The organism is Anatilimnocola floriformis (assembly GCF_024256385.1).
In the GTDB taxonomy this organism is placed as follows: domain Bacteria; phylum Planctomycetota; class Planctomycetia; order Pirellulales; family Pirellulaceae; genus Anatilimnocola; species Anatilimnocola floriformis.
In genome coordinates, this window is sequence record NZ_JAMLFW010000001.1 from 51,652 (window position 1) to 64,915 (window position 13,264).

General features: G+C 59.7%; 5 protein-coding genes. 4 read left to right on the top strand and 1 reads right to left on the bottom strand.

The features are described 5' to 3' along the window. Positions 1-338 precede the first annotated feature (338 nt). Positions 339-10,121 carry an FG-GAP-like repeat-containing protein gene (locus M9Q49_RS00240; protein ID WP_254506530.1) on the top strand — a complete coding sequence of 3,261 codons (9,783 nt, stop codon included), beginning with the start codon at positions 339-341 and terminating at the stop codon, positions 10,119-10,121. Positions 10,122-10,309: 188 nt separating this feature from the next. Here M9Q49_RS00240 and M9Q49_RS00245 read toward each other — a convergent pair whose 3' ends face one another. Beyond that, on the bottom strand, positions 10,310-10,879 hold the full coding sequence (locus M9Q49_RS00245) for a hemerythrin domain-containing protein (protein WP_254506531.1): 570 nt from the start codon (positions 10,877-10,879) through the stop codon (positions 10,310-10,312). Between the two features lie 349 nt (positions 10,880-11,228). Here M9Q49_RS00245 and M9Q49_RS00250 point away from each other — a divergent pair, with 349 nt between their 5' ends. The 3 genes from M9Q49_RS00250 to rpsI all read left to right on the top strand — a co-directional run bounded on the left by M9Q49_RS00250 (position 11,229) and on the right by rpsI (position 13,166). Continuing rightward, complete coding sequence (locus M9Q49_RS00250; RefSeq protein WP_254506532.1) at positions 11,229-12,053, top strand: hypothetical protein; 825 nt, start codon at positions 11,229-11,231, stop codon at positions 12,051-12,053. Between the two features lie 194 nt (positions 12,054-12,247). Further along, on the top strand, positions 12,248-12,703 hold the full coding sequence (rplM, locus tag M9Q49_RS00255; protein ID WP_254506533.1) for a 50S ribosomal protein L13: 456 nt from the start codon (positions 12,248-12,250) through the stop codon (positions 12,701-12,703). A gap of 49 nt (positions 12,704-12,752) precedes the next feature. Continuing rightward, positions 12,753-13,166, top strand: a complete 414-nt coding sequence (gene rpsI, locus M9Q49_RS00260; RefSeq protein ID WP_254506534.1) for a 30S ribosomal protein S9 — start codon at positions 12,753-12,755, stop codon at positions 13,164-13,166. Positions 13,167-13,264: the final 98 nt, after the last annotated feature.

Below are 13,264 nucleotides of genomic sequence, written 5' to 3' on the forward strand. Positions count from 1 at the left end.
TCAACCTCCTTATTTCGCGACCGCTGGGCTTGTCCCAGCGGAGCGCTCACTGGATTGCTACCCAATGACAAAGCGGCGCCGGCGACCACCGGCCTTGTGCCGGTGGGGCCATCACTGCACGGCTACTTAGCCGGTCAGTGAGCGCTCCACGGGGACGAGCCCCGTGGTCGCGGATGTTCGGGCATTCATTGCTGTAGCTGGCCAGTGATCGCCCCACCGGCACAAGGCCGGTGGTCGCAGCGAATTGCAATTCGCGATCAATCAAATCGAGTTTTTAATCAACGACCTGTTCGAAATGCCTGTGAGTTTGCGTTTCTTCAATGATTAGGGTGGACAAGATGGCTGGTTGGTTTTCGCATTGGTTCTCGCAGGCATCGAAGCAAAACAAACGGCGTGCGCGGCGGTTGCGAGGCGCAGCAGAGAGAAACGCGCGGCGTTTTTTGCCGCTGGCCGAAGGACTCGAAGATCGCCGGCTGATGGCGGTCTATTCCGTCACCAGTTTGGCGAGCTCGGGAGGCTCGGTGACCGTTCTGGGGCACGCCGGCACGCTGAGCGACCCTTATCTCGCGACGAGTTTGTCCGCAGCCATCGCAGATGCCAATGCATCAACCGCTGCCGACACGATTGTCTTTGACTCGAGTTTAACGGCGGCCGGGCCAGCGACGATAACGCTCAACACCGTCGGAGATACGACTGCCGGGCCCAGCGCGTTTGGCATCACATCCCCGATCACGATTCAAGGGTCGACGACCAATAACGGCATTACGCTCAGCGGCAACAACGATAAGCGTTTGTTCTACGTCTCGTCTGCCGGCAGTTTGACGTTGAATGCGCTGACGCTCAGCAATGGCCGAGCGCAAGGGGGCACAGGTGGCGGTGGTGGAGCGGGGCTGGGCGGCGCTATTTTCAATCAAGGGACGTTGAACCTGGTGCAAAGCACCCTCAGTGGCAACCTGGCGCAGGGTGGAGACGGCGGCAGCAGCAGCAATGGGGGCGGCGGCATGGGTTTGGGCACCACGAGTAGCGTTGGCGGTGGGCCGAATGGCGGCGGCTATCCAGTCGTTGCCGGCGGTTTCGCCAGTGGTGGCGGCTTCGGTTCTCTGGTCGCGGGCGGTGCCGGCGGATTTGGTGGTGGCGGCGGAGGTGCGGGCAGTTACGCTGGCGGCAACGGCGGATTCGGCGGCGGCGGTGGCCGCGGAAATAGCGTAGGTAACGGCGGCTTTGGCGGTTCCTCCGCAGCCGGCAACGCTCTCGGCGGTGGTGGCGGTGGGATGGGGGGCGCGATTTTCAACGCGGCCGGAACCGTCAGTATCACCAATAGCACCCTGGCGCAGAATTCCGCGATTGGAGGGGCCGGACCTAATGGCGGAATCAACGGTTCGGCCTTCGGCGGAGCGATTTTCAACCTCAACGGTACTCTCAATCTGCGCAACTCCACACTGGCGGCCAATACGCTTGACGGCGGTCCCATTGCCGCTACACGCACACCCGGCGTGAAACTAGGGGGCGCGGTCTTTACGCTGGGACTCGATAATGTTTACGTGAGCGGCACGCACACTGGTGCGACGATCGGCATGGCCAGTGGCGCTGTTGTTACGAGTTTCAACACGATTTTTGCCAACAGCGTTGGCGGCAGCGATTTCTTCAACAACAACAGCACGTTCAGCGGCTCCAACAACCTCGGCACGCAAACGTCGGGGCTGCCAAGCGGCGTGAGCACGACCACAACAGCCGCACTGAAACTTGGAGCGTTGCAGAAAAATGGGGGACCGACGGCAACCATGGCACTCGGTGCCGGAAGCGTTGCCATCGGCCTGGGGATCGATACGACGCAGGCGCCTTACAGCCTGACGACCGATCAGCGCGGCGGTCTCTACAGTCGCAAAGTCGACGGCACGGTCGATCTCGGCGCGGTTGAGTTCCTCACCGACTTCACCGATCTCGGTGCGCTCGGGCTGCCAGGCGTCAACACAGGGACGCCGACGGTTGCCTGGGGAGATTACGACAACGATGGTTTGCTGGACGTTGCCTTGATTGGCTACAACGGCGATTTTCTCGCGAAGATCTTTCGCAACACCGGCAACGGTAGCTTTGTGGATATCGGCGCCTCGCTCATTCCCATCATCAACGGCTCTGTCTCTTGGGCCGACTACGATAACGACGGTCGCCTCGATCTTTTGATCACGGGCCGTACGAGATCAAATGCGTCTGTTGCCCACTTGTATCACAACGACGGCGGCGGAGCATTCTCTCCGGTGAATTCAGGCTTGGTGGGGAATCGCTACGGATCCGCGGCGTGGGGAGACTACGACAACGACGGCAGACTGGACGTGGCCATTCAGGGGAGAGTTGCAGATAACACCACCATCTCCCGCATCTATCGCAACAACGGCAACGGGACGTTCTCGGATATCAATGCAGGACTTCAGGCGAGTGCTTACGGCTCGTTCACCTGGGGAGACTACGACAACGATGGCGACAGCGACTTGCTGGCCACTGGCAATCAGAACGGCACCTTTACGATCCGGCTTTATCAGAACCGTGGGAATGGCGCGTTTGTCAACATTCCAGTCGCAATTCAGGGCGTCTATCGAGGGGACGCTGCGTGGGGCGATTTCGACAACGATGGCGATCTCGACATCGTTCTGACCGGCAGATCCAACATTGGCGCGATCGCTCGGGTCTATCGCAATGAGGGGGGCGGTAGTTTCTCCGACATCAATGCCGGTCTGCCTGGTCTCGATTATGCTTCCATTGCCTGGGGCGATTTCGATAACGATGGCGATCTCGACCTGGTAATGACAGGTCGCAATTCGAGCCTTCAATTGCAAGCCAGTGTTTACAGCAATCTGAGCGGCGCTTTTACGCTCACTTCCAGCCTGACCGGCATGTCTTACGGGACGGTGACGCCCGCCGATTTCGACAATGACGGCGACCTCGACATCCTGCAGGTGGGCCGGGTTGGTGGCGCCAGCGATGCGATCGCCAAAATCTATCGGAACAATACCGTGGTTACCGACACGGCCCCCGTGGCGCCGACAGGTCCGCAATCGACCGTCAACTCGACGACCTCGGCGACGCTCTCGTGGGCTGCGACCACGGATGCGAAAACGCCGGCGACAGGTCTGTCGTATAACTTGCGCGTCGGCACGACTCCCGGCGGGAGCGATGTCTACTCATCGATGGCCGATGCAACAACCGGTGTGCGGCGGATTGCCGCGCGCGGGCCGATCCAAGGGACGAGTTACACGCTGAACGGTTTGACTTCGGGCGCGACGTATTACTGGTCAGTGCAAGCCGTCGACACCGCGCTGAAAGGTGGCGCGTGGAGCAGCGAAAGATCCTTCAGCCTCGTCGTCCCCGAGATTGATGTGCGCGGCAACAGCGTCTCCATCGTCGACGGCGACACAACCCCGTCGACCACAGACTCGACCGACTTCGGCAACACCGTGGCCGGCGGCACGATCGTGCGCACGTTCACGATTGCCAACACCGGCAGCGCCGCGCTGAATCTCACCGGCACGCCGAAGGTGTCGATCAGCGGCGCGAATGCAGGCGACTTCACCGTCATCACGCCGCCAGACGCGACCGTCAGTCCGGGTGGCAGCACGACATTCAAGATCGCGTTCACTCCGAGTGCAAATAGCCTGCGCACGGCGACGGTGACCATCGCCAACGACGATCCCAATGAAGGGACCTATGACTTCGCCATTCAGGGGACAGGCCTCGCTGCGGGCTTGGTTGTGTATGTGGATTACTCGGCGGAGTCGCATACGCTGCGCGTGTTTGGGCGTGACTTGGGCGACCAATTGGCCATCGCCACCACTGCGAACAACACCGTCCAGATCTCTGCCAATTCCACGATCACGCTCACCGGCGACGCGGTTGCCAATCCAAACTTCACCGGCGGCGGCTCCACGCTTGTGACGATCAACACGGCGGCTGCCAATGCGCCGGCTGACACGCTCAAAGTATTCGCCCTGGACGGCGACGATGTGTTGAACTTCGGTCTCGGTAGTACAAGCACCGGTGTCGGCAGCGTAGCGCTCGATCTGGGAGCCGGCGCTGGCGACGTGGTGGATATCGGCACCACGAATATCACCGGTGATTTAACTAGCACCGGCGGCTCGGTGGCTGTGCTCGTGGACGCTTCGATTGCCACGCATGGCGGTGCGATCAACTTGACCGGTCTCGGGATCAACGTGCCGAGCAGGCGTCTGGGGATCAGCGTTCGCAGCGGCGCGACGCTCGATGCCGGCGGCGGCAACATCACGCTGACAGGGACAGCGTTTCCCGCGGCTAGCTACAGCAACTATGGAGTAGATGTGAATGGCGGGACCGTGAAGACCACCGGTACGGGCCAGGTCACGATCACGGGCACCGGTGGGAACGGCAGCGCGGGGAACAATTTTGGCGTGAATCTTCGCGTCGCCGCGAAGGTGAGCGCCGGTGATGGCGGAATTCGAATCATTGGCAACGGCGGCGGAACTGCTTCGACTGAAATGGGTGTGCACATCGCCACTGGCTCGCTGGTGGCTGCGACAGGGAGCGGCGCCGTTTACGTGGAGGGAACCGGCAGCGCAAACGGCACTACTCAGAACTACGGCGTGATGGTGAGCGATAGCGGCACTAAGGTTTCCGCGGAGAATGGTCTGGTCACCATCACCGGAACTGCCAACAACGGCGCCGCACCAAGTGGTAATAACTCCACCAACCGCGGCGTGGTCATTATGGCCAGCGCTCAGGTGACCGCGGGCAACGGCGGCGTGAACATCACGGGCACTGGCGGGGGCGCGTCGACGATCGAAGACGGCGTGGCCGTCCTTTCGGGCGCTACCGTATCGGCAACGCTCAGCGGAGCAGTGACCATCACGGGCACCGGGGCAGCCTTTGGATTTCGCAATTATGGCGTGCGCGTTGAAGGAACCGGCACGAAGGTCAGCACCGAGTCTGGCTTGCTCACCTTCAAGGGATACGGCGGCGGCAGCAGCTCTACCTCCGTACCCAACTCTTACAATCACGGCGTGACGATTGGTAACGACGGCCAGGTGACGACGGTCGATGGTGGGATCACGATCACCGGCACCGGCGGTGGACGGAGTTCGAATGAGCGCGGCGTACAAATCTTCGGCGCTGGACTTGTTTCGGCCACCGGCAGCGGCGCCGTTTCCATTTCCGGCACCGGCAGCGCAACTTCCACTTACAATTCTCCTGGTGTGTTGATCAGTGACACCGATACGAAGGTGAGCACTCAAACGGGATTGCTGACAATCACCGGCACGGGTGGCGGAACGAATCCAAGTGGCGCCACCAACAATAACGTTGGTGTGAAGATCGACCTCGGTGCTCAGACGACGGCTGGCGCCGGCGGCATTTCGATGAACGGCACTGGCAAGGGAACGGGAAGTGCCGATCACGGCGTGATGATTACGGGCGGATCGCTCGTGCAGACAACTTCCACCGGCAACATCAACATCCAAGGGACAGGCGCGGGGAGCAGCAGCAGTTCCGGAGTGTTCATCAGCGGGAGCCGGCTCATCGCCGCGGACGGTGCAGTCACCATGACCGGTACGGCGGGGAGTGGCAGTGGAACGCAGAACCAAGGTGTGTCGCTGTTCAATGCGATCGTGACTTCCAGCGGAGCAGTTTCGATTGCTGGCACGGGTGGAGCGAGCTCTTCTGGTAGTTCTAACGACGGTGTGCTCATCCAAGCCACGGCGATTACATCGACTGTCGCCTCGGCGAACGCGCCGATCATCACGGGGACGAACGGTGCGGGGAGCAACTCCGTTCGCTTCGTCACCACTGCGACGCCCAACACGCTGAATCTGACGCTGGGCCTGGCTCCCTCAGCGGGGACGCAACTGGGCATTATTCACGTGAATGGCAATGGCATCAGCGGCACGTTTGGCAACATTGCCGATAACTCGACGGTGACACTTCCCTACAACAGCGTGAACAACCTCTTCTACTCCGACTACACCAGCGGCGCGAACGGCAAGGACTTCACGCTGACGGTGAATGCGGCGCCGACGATCAACAGCTCAATAGTCGCGATTGCCCCGACCACGGAAGATGCAATCTCGGCGGTGGCGGGTGTTTCCTCGATGCTGGGCTTATTGAACTACTCCGATACGGCGGTGGCGGGCCTCTCTGGTATTGCCGTAATCAGCAGCACTGGCAACGGCGACTGGCAATACACGACCGACGGAAACACCTGGACGTCGTTTGGAACGACGACGACCGCGCAGTCGCTGCTGCTGAGCAGCGGCTCACAAGTTCGCTATGTGCCTGACCAGATCAATGGCGAAGATCCGAGCTTTACGTTCCGCGGGTGGGATCAGACATCAGGGGTACCATCGGCCTATTCGCTGCCCAGCCGTGCGAATACGACCGCAACCGGTGGCTCCACAGCTTTTTCGGTGCAGTCGGCCAATTTTCGAGTCAGCGTGACCTCGATCAATGATGCTCCGACGGCGACCATCATGCCGACGAGCTACAGCGTGGGTGAACAAACAACGTTGAACTTGAAAAACAACGGCCTGGCGGTGGCCGACGTCGATGCCTTCGGTGGCAGCGTCACGGTGACGTTGTCGGTGACGGAAGGAACACTCACTGCCTCGGCTGGTATGAGTGAGGCAACTGTTTCGGATAGCGGAACAGGAAGTATCACGATCAAGGGAACCATCGCTCAGATCAACGCACTGCTGAGTTCCGACAGCACGAGCACGCTTAGTTACTTCAACAGCTCCGACGCGCCGAACCCAGCCGTCACGCTCACTCTGTCGATCAACGACGAGGGGAACACCGGCGGCAGTGCGTTGACTGGCAGCGATACGGCGACGATCAATATTGCTGCCCAGAACGATGCGCCGACGGCGACGATCGCCTGGAGTAGCGTCGATGTGAATGAAAATTTCACATACGACTTGAAGAATAATGGCTTGTCGGTGGGCGATGTCGATGCGGGGAGCAATGCCGTCACGGTGACGTTGACTGTTACCGACGGAATTTTGAACGTCACGGCGGGAGGCAGTGGCGCGATGGTTTCGGGCAGCGGCACGGCCAGCGTGACAATCGTCGGGACAATCGCGAAGATCAATGCGTTGCTCAACACCGATGCGACGAGCACCGTTGTCCACGTCAACAACAACGACGCCCCAAGCAGTCACACGACATTGACGCTGGCGATCGACGACGGTGGCAACACAGGGACCGGCGACTCGCTTAGTGCCAGCGACACGGCGACGTTCAACATCTCGGCAGTGAACGATCCGCCGACAGCAACGATCACACCGTCGACTTACAACGCGTCGGAACAGACCATTTTGAATTTGAAGAACAGCGGCCTGACCGTCAGCGATCCCGACGCCGGCAGCGGCAGCATGACGGTGACACTCACGGTCACCGAAGGAACACTCTCGTCAACTGCCGGCACGAGTGGGGCGACTATTTCGGATAGCGGAACAGGGAGTGTCACGATCAAGGGCACGATCGCCCAGATCAACGCGCTGCTGAATAGCGACGGCACGAGCACGCTCAGCTACTTCAACAATCTGGACGCGCCGAGCCCAGCCGTTACGCTCACTTTGTCGATTAATGACAACGGCAATACCGGCGGCGATGCGCTGACGGGCAGCGACACGGCGACGATCAACATTGCCGCGCAGAACGATCCGCCAACCTTGAATCCTGCCGGCCCGATTTCACTTCCCGAATTCACCAGTAATGGCACCACGGTCGTATCGCTTTCGGCGAGCGATCCCGACGGCACGACATCCTTCAACTGGTCGATCGTGGATGGAGACACCGACGGCGCTTTCTCCATCAGCAATACTGGCGTCATTGCCGTTTCCAATAGCAGCGCGCTGGTCTTCGCCACCAATCCGACGTTCAACCTGCGGGTGCAAGTCAGCGATGGCGAATTGAGCGATACCAAGATCATCGTCATCAACCTGACCGAAGTCGATAAATTCGACTTCGGCGATGCGCCGGCCAGCTACGGGATTGCTCAGCACCTGGCCATCAACGGCGGAGTGAAGTTGGGTGCGCTGCGTGATACAGAAAATGCTTCGCAGTTCAGCGCGAATGCTACCGGCGACGACACGAACGGCGTGGATGATGAAGATGGCGTGACGTTCGGCTCGACAACATTGGTGCCGAGGTTCAATTCGACGATCACCATCAATGCCAGCGCGGCGGGTGTTGTGGATGCTTGGATCGATTTTAATCGCAACAACATCTTCGATTCGAATGAACGGGTTGCCAGCGGCTTGAACGTTGCTTCAGGCTTGAACACGCTAATCGTGACAGTTCCCGATAGTGCGGTCGCAGGAACGACTTTCGCACGCTTCCGCATCAGTTCGACGAGCGTTAGCTCTCCGACTGGTCTCGCCAACAGTGGCGAAGTGGAAGACTACCAACTCACGATTCAACCGCTCGCGCCAGGTTCTGCACAGGTCATCGATGATCCGGAGAATCCCGGCCCATCGAATCCTGATGTGCTTGTCATCAATGGCCGTGACAATGTGAACGACGCGATCGTCGTGCGCACGACTGCCACAGGTGTGGTGACGGTCTACATCGCGCCGAATCTTGCTGTCGGCAATTTCCAACTCGCTTCATTTGGTCGAATCGTCATTTACGGCGGCTCGGGCAATGATTCGATCGTCGTCGAATCGACAGCAGCCAAGCCGATCACCAAAGCCACCACCATCTATGGCGACGCGGGCAATGATACGATCTCGGGCGGCAGCGGTCCCGATACGATCATCGGTGGCGATGGCGCCGATACAATGGCTGGCAATGCCGGCAACGATATTTTCATCGGTGGAGCCGGCAACGATAACATCGTCGGCGGTGCTGACTTTGATCGGATCATCGAGCAGCCGGGCGCGGCGATCATCACCGCGACGAACCTGCGGTTGGGATTGTTCGCCGATACTTACAGCCAAATTGAGCAAATCGAGTTGACCGGCACGACTGGTGCTGACAATCTCGTCTTTAGCAATGTGACCGCCAATGTGCTGATCAACGGCCAAGGTGGCAACGATACGCTGATGTACATCGGCGACGGCAACTTCGTGCTGACCGATGCTCTGCTGACGCGCACTGCCGGAACGGCCGTTTCGACGGTGACCATGGCTGGCATTACTGAAGCAACGCTGACTGGTGGTGCGACCAACAACAAGTTCACCGTCACCGGCTGGTCTCGGCCGCTGACCGTGAATGGGGCGGGTGGCACCGATACGATCGAAGCCGCCGGCAGCGACAACTTCACGCTCACGCCCACGCTATTGCAGCGAACCGGCAAACCAAGCATCAATCTCAGTGCCGTCGAAGATGCAGTCCTCACGTCGACGACGGGCGCGGTCGATAGCAAATTCACCATCGACAATTGGCTGGGCACAGCCAACCTGGCTGCCGGCGCTGGCACCGACACGCTCACGGTGATCGACAACGGCTCGTCGACGACGTTGAGCAATACGAGCGTCACGCGGACGGGACGGGGAACGATCACGCACAACGGATTTGAAGCCGCCGAACTCATCGGCGGCGCCGCGGCGAACACCATGAACGCCTCGACGTTCAGCGGCAAGTTGCTGATCGACGGCCAAGGTGGCAACGACACGTTGACGAGCGGGGCCGGCACGGCCATCGTGCTTGGTGGTGAAGGAAACGATACGCTCGCGGCCGGCAGCGGCCCGGCAGTGCTCGTCGGCGGCAACGGCAATGACACGCTCAAGGTCACTGGCGTCCCCACGGCAGGAGTAAATGCCGGTCACGCGATCCTGATCGGCGGCGCGGGAGTCGACAACCTGACCGGCGGCCTCGGCCAGGACCTGCTCATCGATAGCTCGACCGACTTCGATCTGCAGATCGCCGAGCTCGCCAATCTGCTCGCCCACTGGACTATCAATGCTCCGTACGCAACGCGGTCAGTTCAACTGGCGTCGGATCTCGATGGCCAACTCAACCCCGACGGCGTTGTTGATACGCTGACCGGCGGCAGCACAGCTCTCGATTTGTTTTTCGCCAATCTGACTGGTTCGGTTTTGACGAAAGATAAACTACCGGATCTGAACAAACCTGGGACTGAGATTGCGAAAAACAACATTTGACGCATCGTCGATCAACTGACCGCTGGTGACTTCACCGAGTCTCGGATAGCGGCGGGATTCAGCGACATCCAGATCGCGCTTCGGCGTATGTCTGTGTGGCGGCTACGTGGTCCAGAATCTCTCAAAAAACAGGCCGAACGTGATTGATTGCGTTTGGCCTGTTTTGTTTCTTGTTCGTTTCTGCTGGGCTATGCGTGCTGTTTTCGCTTGGCCACCTTCTTCGGGGCTTTTCGTTTCGCCGCTTGAGCGGGCGAGTCTCCCTGGCCACGGCTGGCGCGGACCATGCGTTCTTCACCGACAGCGGGAACGCCGTTTTGCAGTAGTTGCTCTTTGCGGTGCATCATTTTTTCGGCCAGTGCGGCGAAGTCGACCTTCACGCCTTTGGCCTTCGGCAGCATTTCGTTTTCTTCTTCCTTGATGTGATGGCGGATGTTTTCGGCGAGCACCGTAAACTTGGCGTCGAAGTGGCTTTCGGAGCCGTCCATCGCGTCGAGTTCGGCGATCAGCAATTTCGCCACGTGATGCTCCTCGTCGGCTTCGTTCATGATCTCTTTGCCGATCGGCTTGCGCACGGCAGGGTAGAAGATTTCTTCTTCGATGGCAGCGTGAACTTTGAGTTCGGTAAGTACCTCGCGCACGATCTTACGCTTGGCCGGGCGAGTCTTCGCGGTTTCGAATTGAGCGAAGAGTTTCTTCACGCGGTCGTGATCGTCTTTGAGCATCGATACGGCGGGATTGGCTTGGAGGAACTCAAACATGCGGCGGTCTCCGGCTAGTTGGTTGTTTTTTGATTCGCAATTGAATCGCGATAGCGTGCCTTAGCGAAAGCAACTTGCATGCCCGCTCATGAAGCGTCGCGGGCAGACGCATTGGGTTGCAAACTGACCACTGCCACGACAGGTTGAACGCGTGCCGAGGGAAAACTACGGCAGCGAGCCATCGGCGAAATGGTTGTCAGTTATGGCGTTAGCTCGACTGGCGCACGGATCGCGCGATCGGCCCGCAAATTGCGGATCTGTGGCTGATCCTCCTGCCACCAATCAACAGAAATCAACGGAGGAAGAGATGCGGTGTTCATCAATAAAGGCTGCTTGCGGATTGCTCATCATGGCCGCCGCCGCTGCGGCTCAGGACGCGGGACCCGGTCCAAGCGGGGATGCGACAAGCAAGCAATACGACGTCGTCGTCGTTCGCGCAGGTAGTTTGAGCCAAGGAGTGTTGGTCTTCACGCGGGCCGGCGACAACTCGGGCGTTCCGACCGACGGCAATGACATTGATGAGAGCCTGCCGACGACGAACGACGCTTCGGCCGATGGGACCAACCCGGTCGCGAGCGGCGACTTCGGCAATGTCGGTAATCCGAATGGCGCGACAGGCAATACCGCGGGCAACACGTCGGGCTCCGTGAATCAGAACATGACGACGACTCCCGCGACGGGAACTACGAATACCACAGGTACTGCGACTGCGACCGGCGAGGCGGCGGCTGCCCAGCCCGCAAGTTACTGGACCACTGCCCGGGCCAATGGCCAAGTTGCGTCGCAAACAAATGACGCCAACTCCGCCGATTACTGGACAACAGCGCGGGCTCGCGGCGAGGGAAATGCCGATGTCTCGGTTGGTGCCGCCAATGGCAATGGAAGTGGCCAGGCGCCTTCGTCAGTGCTGACGACCGGCGGATTCATGGCCGATTTTGCCGACGAGACTTCGATGGGAACTTGGTATTCGATCAACTTGGGCGGCTTTGCCTTATGGTATGCGACCAGCGAGTCGACCGAATCGCCGGTGAGCTACGTGGGCTATTCGACGGCGGAAACGATCTTCGGATACACCGCCGCCGGCACTGGCGGGATGATGGAAACGATGTTTGCCGGCAGTTTCTTCATGGGAACCGCTACGGATGACGTAGATCCGGCGAGCGACACGCAGTAAGTCTTTTCTGGCAAATGGCTTGCGTTGGGAGCTGCGGTTTTTCCGGTTTTGCCGAGCTGTCTGATTTCGCCCTTGAAACAGGGCGAAGAGCCTCTTGTGGAAAACGGCTGCGACCTGTAGATTACGCGTTTCCCCCAATCGGATCGAGATCGGCTGCGACGTTGTTTTCGTCGCAGCGCACCTGGAGAGACGTCGTGGCTGGCACGCATTACGGCACTAAGACCTACATCGCCAAACCGGGCGAAATCGCTGAAAAATGGTGGCTCGTCGACGCTGCCGACAAGACCGTGGGTCGCCTCGCGAGTGACATCGCCATGGTCCTCATGGGCAAGCACCGCCCGACTTACACCCCGCACGTGTTGACCGGCGACGCGATCGTGGTCATCAACTGCGAAAAGGTCCATTTCAGCGGCCGCAAGTGGGAACAAAAGACCTACGCTTGGTTCACGGGTTACACCCGCCAACGCACTGTCACGGCCGCCAAGCGTCAAGCTGCGAATCCGGACCGCATTTTGCGTGATGCCGTTCGCCGCATGCTGCCGAAGAACAAGCTCGCCACCAAGATGCTGGCCCGGCTCAAAATCTACAGCGGCACGGTTCATCCGCACCAGGCTCAGCAGCCTGAACCGCGGGAAATGGGCGTCAAGTAGTTCAATTTCATACAAATGACAATTCATCCGATATAGAGCGTAGATAAACATGGTTGCAGCGAAGAAAGACAAACTGACGGGTGACGCCCTCGGCACTGGCCGCCGCAAGACGGCTGTGGCTCGCGTTCGCCTGCGTGCCGGCAGCGGCGTGGTGACGATCAACGATCGTCCCCTCGAAGATTATTTTTCCGTCGAAACCGACCGCATGAACGTGGTCGAAGCTCTCGAAGCAACCGGCCATCGTGGCGACATCGACGTGATCGTTCGCGTTGCTGGCGGCGGCCCCACTGGCCAATCGGGCGCCATCCGCATGGGCATTTCCCGCGCGTTGCTCGCCATCGACACCGAATCGTTCCCCACGCTCCGTGGCGGCGGTTTCCTCACTCGCGACTCGCGCATGAAGGAACGCAAGCACTACGGTCTGCGTGGTGCCCGCCGTGGCACGCAGTTCTCGAAGCGTTAATTCGCCGAGCATTGCCTGGCAGCTTGAACTGCCACCTAGATCAGCCTCTCCAAAACCCGCGATCAACCGATCGCGGGTTTTTTATTGCGCCTAAGTCG

Excerpts from the sequence above, each read along its gene's own strand:
- M9Q49_RS00250 (WP_254506532.1), top strand. The coding sequence starts at position 11,229 with ATGGCCGCCGCCGCTGCGGCTCAGGACGCGGGACCCGGTCCAAGCGGG.
- M9Q49_RS00240 (WP_254506530.1), top strand. The coding sequence starts at position 339 with ATGGCTGGTTGGTTTTCGCATTGGTTCTCGCAGGCATCGAAGCAAAAC.
- rpsI (WP_254506534.1), top strand. The coding sequence starts at position 12,753 with ATGGTTGCAGCGAAGAAAGACAAACTGACGGGTGACGCCCTCGGCACT.
- M9Q49_RS00245 (WP_254506531.1), bottom strand. The coding sequence starts at position 10,879 with ATGTTTGAGTTCCTCCAAGCCAATCCCGCCGTATCGATGCTCAAAGAC.